The 22587-nt window shown below is 66.1% G+C and carries 20 protein-coding genes and 1 pseudogene; 7 read left to right on the forward strand and 14 right to left on the reverse strand.

Annotated elements, in window-relative coordinates; all coding sequences use genetic code 11:
• Window positions 1-84: 84 nt before the first annotated feature.
• The 13 genes and pseudogenes from rffA to ABKF58_RS02845 all read right to left on the reverse strand — a co-directional run bounded on the left by rffA (window position 85) and on the right by ABKF58_RS02845 (window position 14765).
• A complete protein-coding gene (gene rffA, locus ABKF58_RS02785) occupies window positions 85-1251 on the reverse strand; it encodes a dTDP-4-amino-4,6-dideoxygalactose transaminase (RefSeq protein ID WP_482583299.1) in 1167 nt (388 codons plus the stop codon).
• Window positions 1248-2264 carry a methyltransferase domain-containing protein gene (locus ABKF58_RS02790; protein WP_482583300.1) on the reverse strand — a complete coding sequence of 339 codons (1017 nt, stop codon included), beginning with the start codon at window positions 2262-2264 and terminating at the stop codon, window positions 1248-1250. Before ABKF58_RS02790 ends, rffA begins: the two co-directional genes overlap by 4 nt.
• Before the next feature lie 63 nt (window positions 2265-2327).
• Window positions 2328-2558, reverse strand: coding sequence for a hypothetical protein (locus tag ABKF58_RS02795; protein WP_014085842.1), 231 nt, complete (start codon window positions 2556-2558; stop codon window positions 2328-2330).
• A 20-nt stretch (window positions 2559-2578) separates the two neighbouring features.
• Complete coding sequence (locus ABKF58_RS02800) at window positions 2579-3067, reverse strand: acyltransferase (protein WP_482583301.1); 489 nt, start codon at window positions 3065-3067, stop codon at window positions 2579-2581.
• 11 nt (window positions 3068-3078) lie between these two features.
• On the reverse strand, window positions 3079-4191 hold the full coding sequence (locus tag ABKF58_RS02805) for a radical SAM protein (RefSeq protein WP_482583302.1): 1113 nt from the start codon (window positions 4189-4191) through the stop codon (window positions 3079-3081).
• An 83-nt stretch (window positions 4192-4274) separates the two neighbouring features.
• Window positions 4275-5654, reverse strand: coding sequence for an aldehyde dehydrogenase family protein (locus ABKF58_RS02810; RefSeq protein WP_482583303.1), 1380 nt, complete (start codon window positions 5652-5654; stop codon window positions 4275-4277).
• Window positions 5651-7069 (reverse strand): class I adenylate-forming enzyme family protein, encoded by a 1419-nt coding sequence (locus ABKF58_RS02815; protein ID WP_482583304.1) that lies wholly within the window; start codon window positions 7067-7069, stop codon window positions 5651-5653. The genes ABKF58_RS02810 and ABKF58_RS02815 overlap by 4 nt, the downstream gene beginning before the upstream one ends.
• A gap of 193 nt (window positions 7070-7262) precedes the next feature.
• A complete protein-coding gene (locus ABKF58_RS02820) occupies window positions 7263-8000 on the reverse strand; it encodes an S-methyl-5'-thioinosine phosphorylase (RefSeq protein WP_482583305.1) in 738 nt (245 codons plus the stop codon).
• Between the two features lie 115 nt (window positions 8001-8115).
• Window positions 8116-8658, reverse strand: a complete 543-nt coding sequence (locus ABKF58_RS02825; RefSeq protein WP_008955600.1) for a hypoxanthine-guanine phosphoribosyltransferase — start codon at window positions 8656-8658, stop codon at window positions 8116-8118.
• 65 nt (window positions 8659-8723) lie between these two features.
• Window positions 8724-9596, reverse strand: coding sequence for a UTP--glucose-1-phosphate uridylyltransferase GalU (galU, locus tag ABKF58_RS02830; RefSeq protein WP_482583306.1), 873 nt, complete (start codon window positions 9594-9596; stop codon window positions 8724-8726).
• A 31-nt stretch (window positions 9597-9627) separates the two neighbouring features.
• Window positions 9628-11103, reverse strand: coding sequence for a tetratricopeptide repeat protein (locus ABKF58_RS02835; protein WP_482583307.1), 1476 nt, complete (start codon window positions 11101-11103; stop codon window positions 9628-9630).
• Window positions 11100-13548: pseudogene (ligA, locus tag ABKF58_RS02840) on the reverse strand (NAD-dependent DNA ligase LigA). The gene ABKF58_RS02835 and the pseudogene ligA overlap by 4 nt, the downstream one beginning before the upstream one ends.
• Window positions 13549-13598: 50 nt before the next feature.
• Window positions 13599-14765 (reverse strand): cell division protein ZipA C-terminal FtsZ-binding domain-containing protein, encoded by a 1167-nt coding sequence (locus tag ABKF58_RS02845; protein ID WP_014085833.1) that lies wholly within the window; start codon window positions 14763-14765, stop codon window positions 13599-13601.
• A gap of 322 nt (window positions 14766-15087) precedes the next feature.
• On the opposite strand from ABKF58_RS02845, the gene ABKF58_RS02850 reads away from it, so the two are divergent.
• The 4 genes from ABKF58_RS02850 (at window position 15088) to ABKF58_RS02865 (ending at window position 17437) form a co-directional block, all read left to right on the forward strand.
• Window positions 15088-15555: a MarR family winged helix-turn-helix transcriptional regulator gene (locus tag ABKF58_RS02850; protein WP_482583308.1), complete on the forward strand. Its 468-nt coding sequence runs from the start codon at window positions 15088-15090 to the stop codon at window positions 15553-15555.
• Entirely contained in the window at window positions 15542-16087 is a 546-nt protein-coding gene (locus ABKF58_RS02855) for a cytochrome b (protein ID WP_482583309.1), read from the forward strand. Before ABKF58_RS02850 ends, ABKF58_RS02855 begins: the two co-directional genes overlap by 14 nt.
• Window positions 16088-16116: 29 nt before the next feature.
• Window positions 16117-16665 (forward strand): YceI family protein, encoded by a 549-nt coding sequence (locus tag ABKF58_RS02860; RefSeq protein WP_482583310.1) that lies wholly within the window; start codon window positions 16117-16119, stop codon window positions 16663-16665.
• Between the two features lie 199 nt (window positions 16666-16864).
• Window positions 16865-17437: a YceI family protein gene (locus ABKF58_RS02865; RefSeq protein WP_482583311.1), complete on the forward strand. Its 573-nt coding sequence runs from the start codon at window positions 16865-16867 to the stop codon at window positions 17435-17437.
• 119 nt (window positions 17438-17556) lie between these two features.
• On the opposite strand, the gene smc is transcribed toward ABKF58_RS02865, so the two are convergent.
• Window positions 17557-20979 (reverse strand): chromosome segregation protein SMC, encoded by a 3423-nt coding sequence (gene smc, locus ABKF58_RS02870; protein ID WP_482584323.1) that lies wholly within the window; start codon window positions 20977-20979, stop codon window positions 17557-17559.
• Window positions 20980-21142: 163 nt separating this feature from the next.
• On the opposite strand from smc, the gene ABKF58_RS02875 reads away from it, so the two are divergent.
• From ABKF58_RS02875 to ABKF58_RS02885, 3 genes are read left to right on the forward strand one after another with little or no spacing between them, the layout of a single operon-like run.
• Window positions 21143-21703, forward strand: a complete 561-nt coding sequence (locus ABKF58_RS02875; RefSeq protein ID WP_482583312.1) for a YqgE/AlgH family protein — start codon at window positions 21143-21145, stop codon at window positions 21701-21703.
• On the forward strand, window positions 21696-22124 hold the full coding sequence (ruvX, locus tag ABKF58_RS02880; protein WP_482583313.1) for a Holliday junction resolvase RuvX: 429 nt from the start codon (window positions 21696-21698) through the stop codon (window positions 22122-22124). The genes ABKF58_RS02875 and ruvX overlap by 8 nt, the downstream gene beginning before the upstream one ends.
• Window positions 22124-22576: a DUF3592 domain-containing protein gene (locus tag ABKF58_RS02885; RefSeq protein ID WP_482584324.1), complete on the forward strand. Its 453-nt coding sequence runs from the start codon at window positions 22124-22126 to the stop codon at window positions 22574-22576. Before ruvX ends, ABKF58_RS02885 begins: the two co-directional genes overlap by 1 nt.
• Window positions 22577-22587: the final 11 nt, after the last annotated feature.

Raw genomic sequence — 22587 nt, forward strand, 5'->3', positions numbered from 1 at the left:
ATGGCGGGGCATAAACGTAGTAGGGAGCGGATTGGCTCGGAGAGGAAGCGCTGGCTTGAGACATGATGGCCCGGTCAGGTAAGTTCAGTAAGGGGATGGCGATGCCGCATCGGCGGTGAAGAAGGCGCCGATTTCCTGGCACACGCGGCGTACTTGTTCCACGGTCATTTCGGAGTACAGGGGCAAGCGCACCAGGCAGCGGGACACGCGCTCGGTCACCGGCAGGCCGCCCGCCGTCCGCCCGAAGCGCATGCCCGCAGGCGAATCATGCAGCGGCACGTAGTGGAATACCGCCGAAATGCCCTGGCTGCGCAGATGATCGATCAGGCCGTCGCGCTTCTCTTCGCTCCGGCAGACCAGGTAGAAGATATGGCCGTTCTCGGGGTGCTCCCCCGGATTGATCGGCAGCGCGAAATGCTCTTCCCGCACCAGCGGCGTCAGCAGGTCCATGTACCGGTCATACAGCGAGCGCCGATGCGCGTTGATGCGCCTGGCCTGCTCCAGCTGAGCGTAGAGAAAGGCAGCCGTCAGCTCGCTGGGCAGGAAGGAGGAGCCGATGTCGACCCAGGTGTATTTGTCGACCTCGCCACGGAAGAAGGCCTTGCGGTTGGTGCCCTTCTGCCAGATGACCTCGGCGCGGTCGATCAGCTCGGGATCGTTGATCAGCAGGGCCCCGCCCTCGCCGCTGATGATGTTCTTGGTTTCGTGAAAACTCAGGCACCCCAGGTCGCCGATCGTCCCCAGCGCCTGGCCGTCGGATTGGGCCAGGATGGCTTGCGCCGCATCCTCGATCAGCCGCACACCGTGCTTGCGGCACAGCGCCTTGAGCGCCTCCATGGCGCAGGGCTGGCCGGCGTAGTGCACCGCCACGATCGCCTTGGTCTTCTCGGTAATGGCGGCCTCGACCAGCCTCTCGTCGAGGTTGAGCGTGTCGGGGCGGATGTCGACGAAGACCGGCACGCCACCGCGCAGGACGAAGGCGTTGGCCGTCGACACGAAGGTGAACGAGGGCATGATCACCTCGTCACCGGGGCCGATACCGGCCAGGATCGCCGCCATCTCCAGGGCGCCTGTGCACGAGTGGGTCAGCAGGACCTTGCGTGCCTTGAGGTGCTCTTCCAGCCATTGCTGGCACTTGCGGGTATAGGCGCCGTCGCCGGCGATCGAACTGCTCATCACCGCCTGGGCGATGTAGAACAACTCCTTGCCGACGATGAACGGTTTGCCGAAGGGGATGCGGGAAAGATTCACGTCGCGACTTTCTGGAACAGGCCGAACAGTTTGTAGCCCAGCATCCGGGTGTGCAATTGCTCGACTTGAAGGTCTCGGGGTTCGGCCAAGGTCTGTCCCGTCAGTTGCTCCCAGGCCGCCGCGACCTGCTCGTCCGGGTATGCCAGCACCCGGTCGAGCTCGCTGATGTAGGTTTCGAACCAGCGCATTTCGAAGCCGGCGTGCACCAGCAGGGCCGGCAAGGTCGCCGGCTCGAAATAGCTCCAGTGACCGTGGCAGATATTGTTGTTATGCACGCCCTCGATGGTCAGCAGGAGGCTGCTGAAATTGGGCACCTGCACCACCAGCCAGCCCCCCGGCTTGAGATCCTGGCTGACGCGATCGAGGAAGGCCAGCGGATCGGCGACATGCTCCAGCACGTCCAGCAGCGCGATTGCATCGAACGGCCCCCACTCTTCAGGCAGGGCGCACGGGTATTCGCCGCAGACGGCGGAGAGCCCGGCCGACCGGCAGGCTTGCACAGCTGCTGGATTGATCTCCATGCCGAAGGACTGCCACCCCGCCTCTTCCGCCGTGCGCAGCAAGGCGCCTGACGAGGAGCCGATATCCAGCAGACGACCAGGCCCCGCCAGCTCACTCAGCCGGCCGGCCACGTAGGCCGCCTTGTCGCGCTCGAGCGCGGCATAGAACGGGTCGTGTTTGAGCTCGAGATTGGCCTGGCTCGCCGAACTGTCCTGATAGCGCTGCCGTTCGAAGTCGCGATCGATGACCTCCCGGCTGTACACCAGCCGGCATTCGGGGCAGCGCACCAGTTGCATGCCGTGAGCCCGCAGCAGCACAGCTGCCCGCTCGTGCGCTGTGCCGCACTGCGGGCAATCACGCCGGAAACTGGCGCCGGGGAGAAAGTCACCCCGCTCATCGAGCAGGCGGCCGAAAGTTTCAGCCTCGGCCCGTCGCAGCGCCTGGTTCGCGCCGGCGAGGGAGGCACGCACGCCAGGCCGCAATGCCGCGTCGAAGGTATTTTTATCCAGCATCAAACCATGCCTCATTCGAAAGGGGCTCGCCTCTCATGCGGAGCGATATCCCCCACTCCAGGCTCACACCGGAGCTTGTTGCGCCTCGATCCGGCGGGCGATTTCCTCGACGGTCAGCGTGCCGAGCGACTCCACCGGCAGGGAGGCAAAGCTGCTGAAGCGCTCGTCGCACGCCAGCAGAAAGCCGACCACGCTGAACGAGTCGATCTGTTCGAACAGGGGCTTGTCGGCTTCGATATCACCGACGCCTTCGGACTGCAGGTAATCGAGAATCCAGGCTTTGATGGTTTCCATATTCCCTCGACAAAGCGCCCTCATGGCAGGCGCACAGATTTGATACCCATGCTGACGTAGCGGCCGCCATCGGGCAGCGTATCGTGCACCACGCAGCCGATGCCGACCGAGCAGTGCTTGCCGACCACGCTCCCCGGCAGGATCACGCACTGCGCACCGAAGATCGTGAAATCGCCGATTACGACGTCGCCACAAACCTTGTCGCGCGGGCCGTCCGTCCTCTGCTGATAGTCGTCGCTCTTGGTAAAGACACTGACATGGGTGGAGAAGCCCACCCCGTCCCCCAGCCGTATCGTCCCGCCGGTGCCGCCCAGAAAGCAGAACGGCGATACGTGCACCAGCCGGCCGATTTCGATATGGCCCGTCAGGATGGCGAAATCGTCGATACGCGCGCCATCCCCGATCACGCCGGAGATATCGTAAAACGTGGCGCGGCGCGAAACACGCACCCCTTCACCGACGTGGCTGAAGCCCAGCGCCAGCACTTCTTCGCGGCTCAACGGTTCCATGGAGCTCCCGGTCAGATGAACAGGTCGAAGTCCGGTACGGTGTCGACCACCTCGCCCGCCGCCATGCGCTCCAGCAGCAGATTGGACTCGTGACGGATGCAGTGGAAGGTACAGTGCTTGGCCGGATCGACTCGGGTCATCACCTGGGCCCGGCGATCGCCCTTCCACAGCTCCTCCAGCGAGGTCTTGGCGACGTCGCCGATGCGCATGTTGAGGTTGCCGCGGTGGTACGGGCACACGTAGGCGCCGCTCGGCGTGATCACCGTGCGCAGCTCGGCGGTCAGGCAGCGGTTGTAGGGCTTGATCTGCGTGCCAACGCCTTTCAGCGCCTCTTCCAGGGTGAACGGCGCGATGATCTTGAAGTTGTCGTCGGCCAGCTCGTGAATGGCCTTCAGGTTGCGGTTGACCATCTCGACCACCGACAGGTCCTGCTGCTGCAGGAAGTGCATCATGTCGAAGGCCGGCTTGACCTCGAAATAGTCGCAGCCGATGTCCTTGGCCAGGCGGGCGGCTTTTTCGATATCCACGGCGTTGCTGCGCAGCAGGCTGCCGTCGCTATTGAACTTCGACAGCAGCAGGAAGGAATAGCCCAAGAGACCGGTCTTGCGTTCGGCCATCCGCCGCATATTGTCGATCACCAGGTTGAACTGAGACTTGCCACTGGCGTGCGGGCGGAAGTCGGCGAACACTTCTTCACTGCCTGCATCCACCGATACCCGCAGCCAGCTGGTCATGGTGATGCACTCGTCCATGTAGCGATGCATCAGCGTGCCGTTGGTAGTGACCCCGACCTTGACCCCGGACTGGTACAACGAGCTCACCAGCGCCCCGAACTTGGGGTGCGCCATCGGCTCGCCGCCGCCGATCAGCACTACAGCACGCACCCCGCTCTCCGCAAACTCTTCGGCCAGGCGCAGCAGACGCTCGTTGTCTATCCCCCCCTGGTTGAGCAGGTTGGCGCTGATGCAGTCATGGCACGCCAGGTTACAGGCGGTCGTTGGATCCAGTTCAACCACGAAAGGAGCGTTGTTGCTCTTGTTCCAGAGAAACCGGTTGATGAAATCCTGCACGGACTCCTGCTTCAGTTTTTCAACCAGAGAAAGCGGGCGGGAAATCTGGCCCATATGCACACTCCTAAGTGTTTGCCCGCACTGTCGTGGCGAGACCGGCCCGACAGGTGGAATTGCTCACGACCGAGGCCGTTCAATCAAAAAATGAGGACCGACTTGGGCAGGGAATACGTGTCCAGCGCCTTGACCCCGCCTTCCCGCCCGATACCCGAGGCGGCAAAACCGCCTACCGGCAGCTCCGGCAGCCAGAACTCGGGGTCCGCGTTGACCCAGATACGGCCGATCCGAACCTGCCTGATGGCGGCAAGGGCGGCCGACGTGGCGGCCGTCCACACATACACCGCCAAGCCATACTGGTTATCGGCCAGAATCGCCGGAAATTTATCGGCTTCGACGCGCATCACGGTGACGACCGGTCCAAAAATTTCCTGCTGCCGCAGCGGAGAGTGCAAGGGTACCCGGTCCAGCACCACCGGCCCCAGGAAGTTGCCCGGCCCGTCCAGCAGCGATCCCGGCAAGGGCACGAAGCCGGCCGGCCGCGCCTGTTCGATCAAGTCCAGCAGGCGCTGCTTGTGCGCGGCGGAAATCATGGGCTGGATCGTCGCGGCCGTCCCCGCCTCTCCTACCGGGAAACGTTCGCGCAGCGCCTGTTCCAGGTGCACCGCCCACTCGTCCGCAACACTCGGGTCCACCAGCACGTGCGTGCCGGCGATGCAGGCCTGTCCGCCGTTGCGAAAACCGCCGGCCACCACCGCCCGCGCCGCCCGCGGCAGGTCGGCGTCGGGGTAGATCAGCACGTGGTTGTTGCCGCCCAGCTCGGCCGACACCCGTTTGCCGGTGGCCGTGGCGGCCGACTCGATGGCCCGCCCCGCCGCCGTGGAGCCGACGAAGGCGATCATGTCGACGTCCGGATTGGCCACCAGCGCCCGGCCGACGGCATCGCCCTGGCCGAACAGCACCTGCACCACCCCAGGCGGGAACAAGGGGTTGTTCGCCATCGCCTCGACCAGCAACGCCAGGCTGCCGGCTGCCAGTTCGCTCGGCTTGAGCACCACGCAGCAGCCGGCCGCCAAGGCGAAGGGCATACGCTCCGCAGCCGTGATCAGCGGGTAATTCCACGGCACGATCAGCCCCACCACGCCCATCGGCTCGCGCAGGGTCAGGGCCAGCCCTTGGGTCGTGGCCGTGCTCAGGCACTCGCTGTGTTCGGTCCGGGCCAGCGCCGCCGCGTACTCCCACAGGCCCGCCGCACCGGCCACCTCGCCGCGCGCCACATCCAGGGGCTTGCCGGTATCGCGCGCTTCAGCGGCAGCAAACTCCTCAAGCCGGTCCCGCAGCAACGCCGCCACGCTGAGTAGCGCCGTCGCGCGCTCCATCGACGGCACGGCCCGCCATTGATTAAAAAAGGCATCACGCGCCCGCCGGCAAACCTGGGCGACCTGCTCCGGCGTGGCGCAGGGATACGATGCCGCCGGCAGTCCGGTGCGGGGGTCATGCGTGGTCAGCAATGCGCTCACTGGGCTACCTCGTAGCTGATGAGCCGCTTGATCGGCTTGCCCGACGAGGTGCGCGGCACCTCGCTCACGGCATGAATCTGGTCCGGCCGTTGCGACTGCGGCAACGATGCATTGAACAGGCGGCTCAGCTCGTCCTTGATCGCCTGCGCATTGCCACCGGCCGGTGGCACGAAGAACACGTCGTAGGTTTCGCCCCAGAACAGGTCGGGCTTGCCAACCGCATAGCACTCTTCGCACAGTTGGGTGGCGTGGACCATGTCCTCGATCTCGGCGAGGTTGATCATCTCGCCCCCCTTCTTGATGGAGTCCTTCTTGCGACCGGAAATATAAAGTTCGCCATCACTGACATGGCCCAGGTCGCCCGTCCGGAACGGTTGCCGGCGGTCGAAATAGTTGATGCCACCGCCTTCCGCGAGGTAGCCCAGGGCCATATAGGGCGATTGCACCAGCAACTCGCCATCGGCCTGATCGTCGATCTGCACGCCCACGTCCGCCATGACCTTCCCGACCGAGAACGGGCCACTATCGGCGTCGCCGATGGTGAACGACCCGCCCAGCTCGGTGATGCCGAAGCACGGCAGCAAAGGCGCGCCCAGCACGCGCAGGAATTCTTCCTTGATGGCCGGATACAGGATCGAACTGGTGGAAATGATGCGCGCGCGCTGGAGGGGCTCGAGATCCGCCGAGAAAAACCGGTACGTCTTGGCGAGCGTGGCCGCCATAGTCGGCGACAGGTAGAGAGAATCCGGCCGGAATCGTGCCAGGTCGGCCCAGAAATCGCCCAGGTTTTTGGCCGCAAAGCGTTTCCCCACCGCAATGACACCGCCTGAGAGCAAGGGGCAAGCAAACAGGTTGAACAAGCCCGCGTTATAGAACATCGGCCAATTGTGCAGGGTCACCTGTCCGGGCTGCAGGCCGACCGCGCCGGCAAACACCTTGGCGGCGGCGAAGAAATTTTCCAGAGACTGAACGATGCCTTTCGGCGCCCCGGTCGTGCCGGAGGAAAAGACCACCAGGAACGGATCGGACATCCCGCCTTGGTGAACGCAGTCGGGAATGGAGGTGTCGAGCGCATAGGCGAGCTGGTCGTACGAGGTGATCACCATGGAGGCATTGGCGACACGCTTGGCCTTGTCCAACTGGGCCACGCTCACCGCCGGATCGACCGGGCAGGCCGTCATCCCGCCCAAGGCGAGGGCCAGGATCAGTTCGAGATATTCGGGGCGATTCTCCAGCCCGATGATGACCCGGTCGCCATGGCGCGCACCTTGGCGGACCAGATGGTTCAGCAGGCGGACGGCCCGCTCGAAAAACTCGCGGTAATGGATGGTTTTATCGCCATCGAGCAACAGGAACGGTGAATCCTCGCCATGCAGGAAACGATTCGCAAAAAATTCATACCGTGTCGAAGGCATAGTGTTTTCTCCATGATGAGCCAGGGATGACGGGAGCCTGCACGCCACCGTGTCAGCACCTCTCCGGGCGATGGCACATCAGGGCTGGCGGGTATCCACGGCTATCGCCGCCCTCCGCCGCCAACCTCCCGATGAGGCTCCTGCCCCGCCCTCTCTTGAGCGGGGTACTAGCCACACCCTGTGCTTGCGCCGGCTAGCCGGTGCACCCCAGCAGCGTTTCCAACAAAACATCGATGCGGCTCTTGCACTGCTGCAGCACGCCGGGATCGAACACGATCTCATCGGCACCAGGCTGGAGCCCGGCCGCCTTGTTGACCACCATGCACACATGGGCGTAGGGAATGCCCATTTCCTTGGCCAGCGCCGCCTCCGGCATACCCGTCATGCCGACCATGGTGGCGCCGTCGCGCTCAAGGCGGCGGATCTCGGCCGGCGACTCCAGACGGGGGCCCTGGGCGACGGCGTAGACGCCACCGTCCACGATCGGCACCCCTGCACCCTGGGCCGCGGCCAGCAGGCGGGCGCGCAAATGAGGGCAGTAGGGACGGGTGAAATCGACGTGCACCACCGGCTTGTCCGGCCCTTCGAAGAAGGTGTGCTTGCGTCCCCAGGTGTAATCGATGATGTCGTCCGGCACCACCAGCATGCCGGTTTCCAGGTTGACGGCGATGCCGCCCACCGAACCGATCGAGACGATGCCCCTGACACCCTGGTTGTGCAGGGCCCAGATATTGGCACGGGAATTGATCTCGTGGGGAGCGATGGAGTGGCCAAAACCGTGGCGCGCCAGGAAGACGACGTTTTCCTGTCCGATGCGGCCGAAGGTGAGTGCGCAAGAGGGGTCGCCAAAGGGTGTGCGCACCACTTGGCGATGGGTAATTTCGAGAATGGGCAGCGTGGCAAGCCCGCTGCCGCCGATGATGGCTAGCATGGCGGTTCCCCTTGGCAAGAGCGTGGCTGGCGAGCGCCGGCCACGCAAGGCTTATTGTGCCGCCATTATGGCTTAATAATGACGGCGGGAAAATGCGCCGGGGCTTACAGCTTGCTTATTTCAGCGCGTGGATGGCCGGCAGGTTGCGCCAGATGCCGCGCACGTCCATGCCGTAGCCGAACACGTAGCGGTCTGGTACGTCGAGGCCGACGAAATCGGCTGCGATCGGCTTTTCCTTGCTGATTAATTTGTTGGCGAATACCGCACTGTAGAAGCTCTTCGCGCCCATCTCCATCACCTTGTCGCGGATCGCCGCCATGGTCTGGCCTTCATCGAGGATGTCGTCGAGCACTAGCACCACGCGGTCGCGCACGTCTTCCTTCGGCGCCTGACGCCACACCAGTTCGCCGCCCTGGGTCTTGTCGCCGTAGCGCGAGACGTGCACGTAGTCGAAGTCGAGCGGGAAGATCAGGCGCGGCAGCAACTGGCCGGTGAACACCACGGCGCCCCCCATCACGGAGAGGATGAGCGGGTAGCTGTCGCCCAGTTTGGCGGTGATGTCGAGCGCCATGCGGTCGACGGCGGCGTCGACCTCTTCGGCGGTAAACAGGATGTCCGAGCTGTTCAGGATGCCACGGGCTTCGGCGACGTTGGGCATGGTTGTCTCCATTCAAAGAAGAAGCCCCCGAACGGGGGCTGCGCTGGTTCCGTCGGGCGGAGCGCTCAGCGCGCGTTGAAGGTAGCGAGATAGTCCGCGAATTCACGGCCGACCTCGTGGTGTTTCAGACCGTAATTGATGGTGGCCTTGAGGTAACCCAGCTTGGAGCCGCAGTCGTAGCGTACGCCGTTGAACGGCAGCGCCAGCACGGTTTCGTCCTTGAGCAGTTCGGCGATACCGTCGGTGAGCTGGATTTCGCCGCCGGCACCGGCCTGGGTCTTGGCCAGTTTGTCGAAGATGCGCGGGGTCAGGATATAGCGTCCCACTACGGCGAGGTTGGACGGAGCCACGTCCGGGTGCGGCTTCTCGACGATGCTGCTGATGCGTTGCAGGCCATTGGCATCGCGCTGCACTTCGACGATGCCGTAGGAGCCGGTTTCTTCCGGCGCAACGGTTTCCACCCCCAGCACCGAGCACTGCTGCTCGTCGAAGGTCTCGACCATCTGCGCCATGGCGCCGGGCTCGCCGTCGATCAGGTCGTCGGCGAGGATCACCGCGAACGGCTCGTCGCCGACCACCGGGCGGGCGCACAGCACGGCGTGGCCGAGGCCGAGCGCCTCGGTCTGGCGGATATAGATGCAGGTGACCGACGGCGGCAGGATGCCCTGCACCAGGTCCAGCAGCTTCTGCTTGTTCTTGTACTCCAGCTCGGTTTCGAGCTCGTAGGCCTTGTCGAAATGGTCTTCGATGGAGCGCTTGTTGCGCCCGGTAATGAAAATCAGCTCGGTGATGCCGGCAGCGATGGCCTCCTCGACCGCGTACTGGATCAGCGGCTTGTCGACCACCGGCAGCATTTCCTTGGGGCTCGCCTTGGTGGCGGGCAGGAAGCGGGTGCCCATGCCGGCGACCGGGAACACGGCTTTGGTAATTTTCTTCATCTCTACGGCTCTCTGATGGAATCGGGGGATTTTACCCCGTGGCGGCGTGCTTTGCCGAGCCGAGCGCGGCCAATTCTTGACCTGCACGCGCAATGACCTCACTCCAATCGCCGGGATGGCGCTGACGCAGGATGCGCATGGAGGGATACCAGGGGCTGGACTCGCCGCCGGCCATGAAGAAAGGCGCACTTTCGGCCCGCATCAGCACCCACAATGGCTTTCCCATGGCGCCGGCCGGGTGCACCACCGAGGTGTCGACGCTCAGCACCAGGTCGAGCTGGTCGATAACCTCGGCGGTATCGGCAAAGTCGGAGATGGGCAGAGCCCGCACCCTCCTCCAACCCTGCGGGAAGTTCGCCCAGCTGCAGCGAGATGAAGTCGACACCCGGCATATCGAACAGGCGAGAGAACTGTTCGAGCGGCACCGATTTATTCTGCCGGCCGTGGTCGGCGATGCCGACGCCCCAGCTGCCGGTCTCCCACACCACGCCGACGCGCAGGCGCCCCGGCTCGGCAACGGGAAGACCCGTCTGCCGGGCCGGCAGCGCCTGCAGGTAAGTCGCCGTGGGCAGCGTCTCCAGCTCGATGCCCAGCACGCCCGGCAGCGACATGAGCGGAACCTGCACATCGTGCGGGGGGCGGCCGCGTCGAGGTCGATCAGCTCGACCCGGTCGAATTGCCCGAACAGCCGCAAGAAAGTGCGCGGAACCGCCAGCACCAGGCGAGCGTCGGGTTGCTGCTGACGCAGCACGGGCAGAAAGCGCGCCATCTGTAGGGTGTCACCCAGCCCTTGCTCGGCCCATAGCAGCAGCGTCCGTCCGCCCAGCGGCTCGCCTTGCCAGCGCCGTTCGCGGTAGCGCGGCACCAATACCGACGACCAGCGCGCCTCGTACAAGGGCCAGGCGTCGAGGTAGCGTCCCTGCAACAGCAGGGCGATTGACAGGTTGAAACGCAAGTCGGCGTCGTCCGGCGCCAATTCCAGCCCGGCACGGTAGGCCGCCTCCGCGTCGTCCAGTCGCAGGGCGCAGCTGAGAGCGTTGGCCAAGTTGTTGTAGCGGCCAGGCGATGGCCCGCCCAGCTCGATCGCCCGTCGCTGGCAGGCGGCTGATTCGTCATAACGCAGGGCATATTGCAGCACCACGCCGAGGTTGCTCCAGGCATCGACATGATCGGGCTGTGCCGCCAGCAGCTCGCGCAGCAGGCTTTCGGCCAACGTCAGTTCGCCCAGCTCCTTGAGCAGCACCGCCAGATTACATTTGACGCTGCCCGAGGCCGGGTTGAGCGCGGCGGCACGCAGGTAATCGTCCAGCGCCAGGTGATAGCGCTTGAGCTTCACCCTGGCGTTGCCGCGGTTGGCCAGCGCCTGCCAGTCATCGGCATCGAGAGCAAGACAGCGGTCGAAGGCGGCAATGGCCTCCTCGAACTGCCCCGCCGCCGCCAGCCGGTTCCCCCTCTCGAACGCTTCCGCCACCGTCTCCGCCATGATGTTCTCCGTTTTCGGACTCACTCCGCCCGCTCCAGCAGCGCTAGCAGGCCGGTCTCGTCGAGCACCGGCACGCCGAGCTCCTCGGCCTTGGCGAGCTTGCTGCCCGCCGCCTCACCAGCCACCACGTAGTGGGTTTTCTTCGACACGCTGCCGGCCACCTTGCCGCCGGCCGCCTCGATCAGCTCCTTGGCCTGGTCGCGCGACAGCGTGGGCAGCGTGCCGGTCAGCACCAGGGTCTTGCCCTCCAGCACCAGGTTGGCCGAAGACGGCTGCGTGGGCAGGTCGGCCAGGATAGCGTCCACCAGCGAGGCGAGTTGGCTCAGCTCGGCACGCCGGCCCGGCTCGTCGAGCCAATCGGCCAGGGCGTTGAAGACGTCGGCTGGCAAATCGAGCTGCATCAGCTCGCGCCGCTCGCAGGCCGCCAGGGCGGCGAGGCCGGCGATCTGGCCGGCCAGCTGCTGGCTGCGCAGTTCGGTCAGGCGCGGGATGCCGAGCCGCGCCAGCAACGCCGCCGGCTGCAGTCGTTCGGCCAACTTGGGCGACGGCGCGTGCTCGTCGCCGAGGTTCGACATGGCGCAGCAGGGCCTCGAGCACCGTCTCGTTGTTGTCCTCGGCGAAGAAGTCGGCGATGGCCTCGGCCACCACGCCGCCGATGTCGGGCAGCGCGGCCAAGAGCGGTGCCGGGGCGCGGCGAATCAGTGCGAGACGCCCGAGCCAGTCGGCCAGGGTCTTGGCGGTGGATTCGCCGACGTGGCGGATGCCGAGCGCGAACAGCAGCCGCGCCAGCGTCGGACGGCGGCTGGCGGCGATGGCGGCGAGCAGGTTCTCGGCCCACTTGGTGGCGATCTGGCCCTTCTGCACCGTTTCCGGCACCACCCCGTCGCGCTCGTCGGCGCGACGCTTCATTTCCAAGAGATCGGCAAGCTGAAGGGTGTAGAGGTCGGCGACGCTGTTGACGTAACCGAACTCGACCAGGTTGTCGATGTAGCGCTCGCCCAGGCCGTCGATGTCCATCATGCGGCGCCCGGCGAAATGCTGGATCGCCCGGCTGCGCTGGGCGCGGCAGATCAGGCCACCGGAGCAGCGCGCAATCGCCTCGCCCTCCTCGCGCACCACGTGGCTGCCGCATACGGGGCAGGTGGTCGGCAGACGGTAGGCCGGATATTGCGGCTCGTCGCCACTGCTGAACAGGTCACCACTGGCCACCGGACGCATCGGCCGGCGCTCCAGCACCACGGCGACCACCTCGGGGATGACGTCGCCGGCTCGGCGCACGATCACGGTATCGCCGACGCGCACGTCCTTGCGCCGCACCTCGTCCTCGTTGTGCAGCGTGGCGTTGGTGACGGTGACGCCGCCGACGAAGACGGGCTTGAGACGCGCCACCGGCGTGATGGCGCCGGTGCGGCCGACCTGCTCCTCGATCGCCTCGACCAGGGTCAGCGCCTCCTCGGCGGGAAACTTGTGGGCGATGGCCCAGCGCGGCGCGCGCGAGACGAAGCCGAGCGCCTCCTGCTGGGCACGGTCGTTGACCTTGTACACCACGCCGTCGATGTCGTACGGCAGGCTGGCACGCTGGCGCAGGATGGCCTCGTAGTAGGCGGCGAGCCCTGCCACGCCACGCACCACCGGGCGCAGGTCGGCCGGCACCAGCGGGATGCCGAGCCGGTGCAGCCAGTCGAGCTCGGCCTGGTGCGAGGTCGGCCAGTCGGCGCCCTCGACCTGGGCGATGGCGTAGGCGAAGAACGACAGCCGGCGCCGCGCGGTGATGCGCGAATCGAGCTGGCGCAGGCTGCCGGCGGCGGCGTTGCGCGGGTTAGCGAAAGTCTTGTCGCCGCGCGCGGCCTGCTCGGCGTTGAGCTGCTCGAAATCACGCTTGAGCATCAGCACCTCGCCGCGCACTTCCAGCAGCGCCGGCGGGTGTTCGATGGCCAGACGCAGCGGGATGGCACGCACGGTGCGCAGGTTCTCGGTGACGTTCTCGCCGGAAAAACCGTCGCCACGGGTGGCGCCCTGCACCAGCACGCCGTCGCGGTAGAGCAGGCTGACCGCCAGTCCGTCGAACTTGGGCTGCACCGCGTACTCGACCTCCGCCGCCCCCAGCGCCTTGCGCACGCGCTCGTCGAACTGGATCAGCTCGGCGTGGCGCTGCTCGGAGTCGGCGGCATCGAGGTCGGAGAAGGCGTTGTTCAGCGACAGCATCGGCACGGCATGGGTCACGCTGGAAAACTCGGCCAGCGGCGCGCCGCCGACACGCAGGGTCGGCGAGTCGGCGCGGTGCAGCTCGGGATGAGCCGCCTCCAGCGCCTCCAGCTCGCGGTACAGGCGGTCGTACTCGGCGTCCGGCACCGTCGGCGCATCCCGTTCGTAGTATTCGCGGCTGTAGCGGTTCAAGAGCGGCACCAGTTCGGCGATGCGCTGCACCGCCTGTTCGCGCTCGTTCGATTGCGACATTGTCAAACCCATAGCAAAAAAGCCGGCATCAGAGCCGGCCGGTCATTCCTGAAGATCCTGGTTCAAGCAAACAGGCGCAGTGCAGCCACGCTGCCCGGCGCGATGCCACGATCGTCCATGCTGCCGTAGATATGCTGCAGTTGGTCGCGGATGCGGGTCAGCCCAACGTCGGACAGCACGCGATGGTTGTCATCCACCAGCTGCGCGTCAAACTCGTGCGCCAGCTGCTGGGCGAACTCCAGCGCGCGGTCGAACACCTCGACGCCCCCGGCCACGCGCGGCACGTCGAACAGCAGCGTCAGTGCGGCGAAGGAGTGGTCGAGCAGGTTGTGGTAGCTGAACGGCGTCTGGTCGGCGGCGGCCAGCGAGTAGAGCGAGTTGCCGGAATCGGCCAGGTAGTGGAATGCGCCGTCCGGCTCCAGCTGCAGTCCGCCGGCTTCGCTGAAGCTGCGCAGGCGTGCGCCGTCGATCGGCTGGCGCGGCACGATGTTGATGCCGATCAGCATGTCGACCTCGGAACAGAAACGGTCCAGTTCGCGTGCCGCCACCAGTTTCTGCTGGCGCTGCGGGAAGCTGACCGCGGCGTTGTGCTCGTCGGCGAAACGCGACACCTGCTGGCAGAAGCTCGCCAGCTCCTGTTCGGTCACGGCGCCGCCGCGATCGACCAGCTGCAGGCCGATATTGAGTTGCTTGTAACGGGTGCCGGGCAGAATCTCGGCCGGCTTCCACAGGCCTTTTTCGGTGCGGCCGATGATCTGCACGCGCTTGGCGACGTTGAAGCGCGGCATCGCGGCCAGTTCATGCGACTGGTGGAACACCACTTCGGCGATGAAGTCGAGCGAGGGGTCGAGCATCGCCACCACCAGGGCCTGGTGGTCGGCCGAGTCGAAGGCGAAATCGGTCTCCTCTTCCAGGTCGATATCGTCGTCCAGCCGTGGCAGTTCGGGGATGTCGTGGGGGTCGAGCGGAGGCAGTTCCGGTTCGAAGCCCGGTGCTTCCGGCTCGTTGTCGGCGCCGGCCGCGTCGACCAGCACCGGCTCCAGCCGGGTCGCCTTGACGCCGTCGCGCACGTTGTTCTTGGGGACGTTCAACAGCACGTCGTCATGATGACGCGCAAAGGCCTGGCGCGTTTTCTTGCGAAAGCGCCACTCCTGCAACACGTTGAATCCGTAGACGAGGCCGACCACGGCCGCGCCCAACGCCAGTAAACCTATCTGCAATTCGCTCATTAGCCCGTCCGCGTTAAGGCGAATAATCCCGAAGCATTATATCGGAAGGGGATGCTTGACACAGCTATCACGTTGTCAATCGTTTCACCCGAACCTTACCACTTCACGCCTCGTCCCTTCCATAGCAAAACCGCCAAATCGATAGCGATTTGTCATCCGCCCCGGCCCTTTTCGCCTCTGGTGGCGCGTATTTGTCATGTTCATGGCGAACCATTCACGCCAACGTCGTGTCCCAGCAGCCTGCTGGCACCGGGGAAAGCGTGGCACTTGTCATTTAGTACTAGTTAGAACTAAACTAATACGAACCAAAACAGGACTGCCCGTGGATACCGTTTACAAGACCGACGTTCTCCCCGTCATTCGGGAGCTGGTGCGCGCTTTCCAGGCGTTCGAACAGTACTCGGCACGTCACGTGCGCGAACTCGGCCTGACCCCGCCGCAGTTCGACGTGATCGCCACGCTCGGCAACACGCCGGGCATGAGCTGCAAGGAGCTCTCGGAAAAAACCCTGATCACCAAGGGCACCCTGACCGGCGTGATCGACCGACTCGCCGAAAAAGGCGTGGTGACGCGCCAGGAGCGGCCCGAGGATCGCCGCAGCGTGTTCATCTCACTGACCGCTGCCGGGGAGGAATTGTTCCGCCAGGTGTTCCCGGCTCACTGCGACTACATGCACCAGGCCTTCAGCCAGTGCAGCCGCGACCAGCTCCAGCTCTGGTCGAACCAGCTGGCGGGGTTGAAGACGGTACTCAACCAGGCTTTGGAGAAACAAGAAAATGAATCGACCTGAACGTTACGCCACCCCGTCCATCCTGCTGCACTGGCTGGTGGCGCTGCTGATCATGGTGGGGTTCGGCCTGGGCCTGACCCTGTCCGGCATGCCGCTGTCGCCGACCAAGTTCAAGCTGATCGGCTGGCACAAGTGGCTGGGCATCAGCGTGCTGGCGCTGCTGGCATTGCGCCTCGCAGGGCGGCTGCTGTGGCCGGCACCGGCGCTGCCCGGGACGATGTCGCCGCTGGCGCAACTGGCCGCCAAGGGCGGGCATCTGGCGCTGTACGCGCTGATGCTGGCGGTGCCGCTGACCGGCTGGTTGATGAGCTCGGCCTACGGCATCCCGGTGGTCTACCTTGGCCTGATCCCGCTGCCCGACCTGATCGCGGCCAACGAGACCCTGGCCCACCAGCTCAAGGAAGTGCATGAGCTGCTCAACTGGACGCTGGCCTTGGCCGTGGCCGGCCACGTGCTGGTGGCGTTCAAGCACCACTTCATCGACCGCGACGGCCTGCTGTTCCGCATGAGCCTGAAACAGCCGCGCGCCTGACCTTCACAACTTTGCTACCGAGACCCGACATGAGAGTGCTGATTTCCGCCGCCCTGCTGCTGGCGACCCCGCTGGCCTTCGCCGCGCCGGCCGACCTGACCCAAAGCCGCATCGGCTTCGCCATGAAACAACTGGGCACGCCGGTCGACGGCGGTTTCAAGAGCTTTTCGGCCAACGTCGAGCTGAACCCGGCCAAGCCGGAGGCCGGCAAGGCCGACATCACCATCCAGACCGGCAGCATCAGCCTGCCGACGCGCGACGCGGAAGCCGAGGCCAAGAAGAAGGAGTGGTTCAACGCCGGCCAGTTCCCGACCGCGCGCTTCGTGTCGAGCAGCATCAAGAGCGCCGGCCCCAACCGCTACCAGGTGACCGGCAAACTCACGCTCAAGGGCATCACCCGCGACGTCAGCGCGCCGTTCACGCTGAAACGGCAAGGCGCCCTGAGCGTGGTGGAAGGCGTGATGCCGGTGTCCCGCTTGGCCTTCAAGATCGGTGAAGGCGACTGGACCGATACCGGCACCGTCGCCGACGAAGTGCAGATCAAATTCCGCGTGGCTTTCCCGGCCGCGACCAAGTAGGACCTGTTCACGATCCGTCGCGAGCGGCCCTCAGCGGGGTGAAGAGCAGCACAGAAACCGGAATGGACATGGCGTCCATGAGGATTTCTGATCGCTGAGCGAATCCATAGATTCGCACGCAGTGCACATGAACCCCGATCAGGGATCGCGCAGCAGGATCGTGAGCAGGTTCCAAGCAACCAGCAGGAGAAAGTAAGACATGATGAAGCAGACCCTGATCGCCGCCGCCCTGGCCGGACTGAGCACCGCCGCCCTCGCCGCCCCGGTGACCTACAACGTCGACCCGACCCATACCTTTGCCCAGTACGAAGTGAACCACCTGGGCTTCTCGGTCCAGTCCGGCACCTTCACCAAGACCAGCGGCAAGGTCGAGCTCGACAGCACCGCCAAGAAAGGCGCGGTCGACATCACCATCGACGCCGACTCGCTGCAGACCTTCCTGCCGGATCGCGACAAGCACCTGAAGAGCAAGGACTTCTTCAACGTGGCGCAGTACCCGACCATCACCTTCAAGTCCAAGAACCTGGAGTTCGCCGGCGACAAGCTGACCGCACTGAAGGGCGACCTGACCATCCTCGGCGTGACCAAGCCGGTTACGCTGAAAGTCACCCAGTTCGGCGGCAAGCCGAACCCGATGACCGGCAAGCAGACCTACGGCGCCAACGCCGAGACCGTCATCAAGCGCAGCGACTTCGGCATGAAGACCTTCCTGCCGGCCATCGCCGACGACGTAGTGCTGAAAGTGGCGATCGAAGCCGTCAAGGCCGAGTAAGCCCCGCGCTCCGTAGCAATCACGACAGCCCGCCTGATTGGCGGGCTGTTTGTTTTGGGGATGGGCATCTGACGGCCAGGATGCCTATCGCAGGCGCAGCCGACTGATGGAATGGGCTTTCAGGCGGTCTCGCGCATCTGTAGCGCCTCGACGATGTCCACCGCCACGATGCGGCTGACGCCCTGTTCCTGCATGGTGACGCCGACCAGCTGCTCGGCCATCTCCATGGTCAGGCGGTTGTGCGAGATGTAGAGGAACTGGGTACGCTCCGCCATGCGCTTGACCAGGTCGCAGAAGCGGCTGGTATTGGCGTCGTCGAGCGGGGCGTCGACCTCGTCGAGCAGGCAGAACGGCGCCGGGTTGAGGCTAAACAGCGAGAACACCAGGCTCATCGCGGTGAGCGCCTTCTCGCCGCCGGAGAGCAGGTGGATGGTGCTGTTCTTCTTGCCCGGCGGCTGGGCGATGATCTGCACCCCGGCGTCCAGGAGGTCCTCGCCGGTCAGCACCAGTTCGGCGCGGCCGCCGCCGAACAGCGTCGGGAAAAACTCGCTCATCTTGGCGTTGACCGCGTCGTAGGTGGACTGCAGCATGTCGCGCGTCTCGCCGTCGATCTTGGCGATGGCCTCCTCCAGCGTGGCCATCGCCTGCAGCAGGTCGTCGGACTGGCTGGCCAGGTAGTCGCCGCGTTCGCGTGCCTGCTGCAGCTCGTCGAGCGCCGCCAGGTTGACCGCACCGAGGTTTTCCAGCGCGCGCGCCAAGCGCGCGATCTCGGCCGCCAGCGTGTTCGGTTTGATGGCGTCGGTCAGGTCGGCCAACAGCACCGCCTCGTCGGCTCCGGCTTCCTTCAGCTCCTCGCTGAAGCGCTCCACGCCGAGCCGCGCCTCCTGGTGTTTCAGCAGCCAGTCGGCGCGGGCGTTGCGCAACGCCGGCAGCGCGGCGCTGACGTCGTGCTGGCGCAGGCCGAGCTGGCGCAGTTGCTCGGTCAGGCCGTTGAGGCGGTCACGCACCTCGGCCAGTTGCGTGTCGCGCTCATCGCGCTGTTCCAGCGCCAGTTGCAGCGCCTCCTCCGGCACCGCCTCGTCCACCGTCAAGGCCTCTTCGGCCAACGTTTCGAGCCGTTCAGCCAGCTGGTCGTCGCGTTCTTCCAGTTCCTTGGCGCGGCGCGCCAGTTCGCCCACCTTCTGCTCGGCGGTGGTCAGTTCGAGGCGCGCCTCGTGCACCAGGCGCTCGGCGTCGCGCGTCTTGTTGCGTGCCAGTTGCAAGCCGGTCTCGGCGTTGAGCCGCGCCAGCCGCGCGTCTTCCAGCGCCTCCACCAGCTCCTCCAGCACCAGCGCCGCTTCCTCGCTGCCGATGCCGGCCTCGTCGATCTCCTCCGCGGCATGGGTGCGCTCGTCGGCGATGCGCTGGCGCTCGGCCTCGATCGCGGCGAGCCGCGCCGCACCCTGGCGCGCCGCCTGGTCGAGCTTGACCTGCTCCAGCGTCACGGCGTTGAGCTCGGCTTCGAGGCGGGTCAGCGCTCCCTTCTGGGCGCGCACCGCTTCGGCCAACATGGCGCTCTGGCTTTGCAGCGTTTCGCGCCGGCGCTGGCCGGCATCGAGCGCCGGCTGCAGCTCGGCGGCACGTTGCAGCGCGGCGTCGAGCGCGCCCTTGCGCGCCATCACCCCGTCGTCGCTGGCGGCGGCGTGGAAACTGACGCTGGCGGCGCCGACACGATGCCCTTGCGGCGTCACCCAGCATTCACCGGCGGCCAGTTCCGCGCGCCGCGCCAGCGCCTGCTCCAGCGTCTCGGCGCAGTACACGCCGGCGAGCCAGTCGACGAGCACGGCCGCGAACGCATCATCGGCCTTGACGCAATCGAGCAGTGCCGGCCAGGACCGGCCAGCACGCGACACGGCGTGCATTGCGCTGTCCACCAGACAGAGCGGGGCCGGCGGCAGGGTATCCGGCAACTGGCCGGCACGTGCGGTCAGCCGTTCAGCCAGCACCGCCTCCAGCGCCACGCGCCAGGCGGGATCGACGTCGAGCGACTGCCACAGCGCCGGCGCCTCGGCCAGGCCCTGCTGCGCCAGCCAGCCGGCCAGTTGCTCGCCGGCCGCCTCGCGCGCCAGCACCGCCTGCAACGCCGCCGCCTCGGCCTCGGCCCGCGCCAACTGGGCGCGCTGCTCAGCCAGCGTCTCGTCGAGCTTTTCGCGCTCGGCGGCCAGGTCGGCCAGCTTGGCTTCGTCGGCCACCACGCGGGCACGCACCGCGTCGAGCGCGGCACGGGCGCGCGCCACTTCGGCCTCGGCCGCCGCCAGCGCCGCCGGCTCGGGCAGGTTGAGGTCGGCCAGCTCGCGCGTCAGCGCCGCCTCGCGCGTCGCCAGCTGCTGCAGCGCCTGGTTCAAATGCTCGATGCGCTGGCGCCCCAGGTCGCGCTCGCGCGTCAGGTTGGCCTGCTGGCTGGTGAGCTGGGTCAGCGCCTGGTCGGCCTGGCGGAACGCCCCGTCGGCGCGCGGCAGCGCGTCGGCGCCATCCTCCAGCGCCAGCTGCGCCTCCTCCAGCTTGAGCTGCGCCTCCTCGTGGCGCGGCAACCAGTCGTCGAGCTGGGCCGCCACCAGGGCGCGGCTTTCGGCCAACGTTTGCCGCTCGCTGCTGGCGCTGGCCAGTTCGCGCGTGAGCCGGGCGCGGCTCTGCTCGCGGTGGCGCTGCGCCTCTTCCAGGCGCGCCAGCTGGGCGTTGGCCTCGAACAGCGCCTGCTGCGCCTCGTGCACCGCGTCGCTGGCGGCGAAGTGCTGCTCGCGCACCGTTTCCAGCTCGGTGTCCAGATGGGTCAGCGCCGCCTCCTGCGCCGCTTCCTCGGTTTCGATGCGCGCCAGTTCGGCGCGCGCGGCGGCCTCGGTGCGCGCCGCCTCTTCGCGGCGTGCCAGCGCCAGCAGGTTCTGCTTGTGGGTCAGCGCCCCTTTCAAGTCATGGAACTGCGCCGCCACCTCGGCCTGCTCGGTCAGTTTTTCGACCTGGCGCTCCAGCTCCTGACGCAGATCACCGATACGATCCAGGTTGTCGCGGGTGTCGGCCAGGCGGTTCTCGGTTTCGCGCCGCCGGTCCTTGTACTTGGACACCCCGGCCGCTTCTTCCAGGTAGGCGCGCAGTTCCTCCGGACGCGCCTCGATGATGCGCGAGATCATGCCCTGCTCGATCACCGCGTAGCCGCGCGCACCGACCCCGGTGCCGAGGAACAGGTCGGTGATGTCGCGGCGGCGCACCTGCTGGTTGTTGATGTAGTAGCTCGACTCGCCCTGGCGCGTCAGCACGCGCTTGATCGCCACCTCGGCGTACTGCCCCCACGGCCCGGTGAGCTGGCCGTCGCCGTTGTCGAACACCAGCTCGACCGAGGCGCGGCTCACCGGCTTGCGCGTGCTGGAGCCGTTGAAGATCACGTCCTGCATCGATTCGCCGCGCAGCTGCTTGGCCGACGACTCGCCCAGCACCCAGCGCACCGCGTCGATCACGTTGGACTTGCCGCACCCGTTCGGGCCGATCACCGCCACCAGTTGGCCCGGCACCGGGATCGCGGTGGAATCGACAAAGGACTTGAAGCCCGACAGTTTGATATGGGTGAGACGCAAGACGTCCTCGCAGCAAAGGGAGCGGAAGCGCGCATTTTACGACAGGCGGGCGGCGGCGTCGCCCGCTGGTGCCCCTCACGAGTTGTGCCATAATGGCTTCATGGAAGCCCTCTCCCTGTCCAATCAGTTCCTGATCGCCATGCCCGGCATGACCGACCCGCTGTTTGCGCGCTCGCTGGTGTATCTTTGCGAGCACGGCGAACACGGCGCCATGGGCATCATCGTCAACAAGCCCTCCGGCATCGCCATGGCCCAGCTGTTCGACCAGATCGACCTGCCGCTGACCGAAGAAGCGCTGCAGGGCGAGCCGGTCTACTTCGGCGGACCGGTGCAGCCGGAGCGCGGCTTCGTGCTGCATATGCCGGTCGGCAACTGGCAGACCAGCCTGCTGGTCACCGACGAGCTGGCACTCACCACCTCCAAGGACGTGCTGGTGGCGGTGTCCGAGAACAAGGGCCCGGACACCATGATGGTGAGCCTGGGCTACTCCGGCTGGTCGAGCGGCCAGCTGGAAGAGGAAATCCGCAACAACGGCTGGCTGACGGTCAACGCCGACCCGCACATCATCTTTGCGCTGCCCGCCGAAGAACGCTACGACGCCGCCATGGCGCTGCTGGGATTCGACCCCACCTTGCTCTCCACCGATTGCGGCCATGCCTGACGGAACCACGCTGGCCTTCGATTTCGGCGAACGCCGCATCGGCGTCGCCATGGGGGAGACGCTGCTCGGCATCGCCCATCCACTCACCACCATCGACACCGAAATCACCGAGCAGCGCTTCGCCGCCATCGGCAAGCTGATCGAGGAATGGCGGCCGGCACAACTGGTGGTCGGCCTGCCGGTGCACGCCGACGGCACCGAGCACGACCTGACCCGGCTCTCGCGCCGCTTCGCCAACCGCCTCAAGGGCCGCTTCGGGCTGCCGGTGTGGCTGGTCGACGAGCGCCACACCTCGCTGATCGCCGAAAGCCTGCTCAACGAAGCCGGGGTGCGCGGCCGCAAGCAGAAGCCGGCGCTCGACCAGGTCGCGGCGCAGGCCATCCTGCAGACCTGGTTCGAACAACCGGGCGAATCGGTGTGATGCGCCTGATCCCGCTCGCGCTGCTGCTGATCGGCGGTGCGGCTTTCGTCTACCTGTGGAAACTGGGCGAGAAGGGGCAGAACGCCACGCACTGGCCCTCGGCCAGCGGCACCATCGTGGAGAGCCGTCTCGACATCCGCTCCCACAACGGCGGCGACGGCAATCGCGACGACTATCTGCCGCAGTTGCGCTACCGCTACAGCGTCGGCGGCGTCACCCTCGAATCCACCATCCGCCGCTACCCCAACCCCGGCGCGATGCAAAGCCGCGATCAGGCCGAAGCGGTCCTGGCGAAGTACCCGAACGGCGCGGTGGTACGCGTCTACTACAACCCGGAACGGCCGCAGGAAGCCTGCCTGGAGCCTGGGGAGCACTGGACCGCCTGGGCCGGCAAGGCGCTGACGCTGCTCGTCGCGGCGGCTGGCCTGCTGCTGCTGAAGGGCGAGGATTAGGCCAGGAGCCA

The sequence above is a fragment of the Pseudogulbenkiania sp. AW2-16 genome, assembly GCF_056824575.1.

Bases quoted from the DNA above. Each gene is read 5' to 3' on its own strand.
- ABKF58_RS02790 (WP_482583300.1), bottom strand. From the start codon at position 2,264: ATGCTGGATAAAAATACCTTCGACGCGGCATTGCGGCCTGGCGTGCGT.
- ABKF58_RS02815 (WP_482583304.1), bottom strand. From the start codon at position 7,069: ATGCCTTCGACACGGTATGAATTTTTTGCGAATCGTTTCCTGCATGGC.
- ABKF58_RS02865 (WP_482583311.1), top strand. From the start codon at position 16,865: ATGATGAAGCAGACCCTGATCGCCGCCGCCCTGGCCGGACTGAGCACC.
- ABKF58_RS02875 (WP_482583312.1), top strand. From the start codon at position 21,143: ATGGAAGCCCTCTCCCTGTCCAATCAGTTCCTGATCGCCATGCCCGGC.
- ruvX (WP_482583313.1), top strand. From the start codon at position 21,696: ATGCCTGACGGAACCACGCTGGCCTTCGATTTCGGCGAACGCCGCATC.
- ABKF58_RS02805 (WP_482583302.1), bottom strand. From the start codon at position 4,191: ATGGGCCAGATTTCCCGCCCGCTTTCTCTGGTTGAAAAACTGAAGCAG.
- ABKF58_RS02795 (WP_014085842.1), bottom strand. From the start codon at position 2,558: ATGGAAACCATCAAAGCCTGGATTCTCGATTACCTGCAGTCCGAAGGC.
- ABKF58_RS02855 (WP_482583309.1), top strand. From the start codon at position 15,542: ATGAATCGACCTGAACGTTACGCCACCCCGTCCATCCTGCTGCACTGG.
- ABKF58_RS02860 (WP_482583310.1), top strand. From the start codon at position 16,117: ATGAGAGTGCTGATTTCCGCCGCCCTGCTGCTGGCGACCCCGCTGGCC.
- ABKF58_RS02885 (WP_482584324.1), top strand. From the start codon at position 22,124: ATGCGCCTGATCCCGCTCGCGCTGCTGCTGATCGGCGGTGCGGCTTTC.
- ABKF58_RS02825 (WP_008955600.1), bottom strand. From the start codon at position 8,658: ATGCCCAACGTCGCCGAAGCCCGTGGCATCCTGAACAGCTCGGACATC.
- galU (WP_482583306.1), bottom strand. From the start codon at position 9,596: ATGAAGAAAATTACCAAAGCCGTGTTCCCGGTCGCCGGCATGGGCACC.
- ABKF58_RS02820 (WP_482583305.1), bottom strand. From the start codon at position 8,000: ATGCTAGCCATCATCGGCGGCAGCGGGCTTGCCACGCTGCCCATTCTC.
- ABKF58_RS02800 (WP_482583301.1), bottom strand. From the start codon at position 3,067: ATGGAACCGTTGAGCCGCGAAGAAGTGCTGGCGCTGGGCTTCAGCCAC.
- ABKF58_RS02845 (WP_014085833.1), bottom strand. From the start codon at position 14,765: ATGAGCGAATTGCAGATAGGTTTACTGGCGTTGGGCGCGGCCGTGGTC.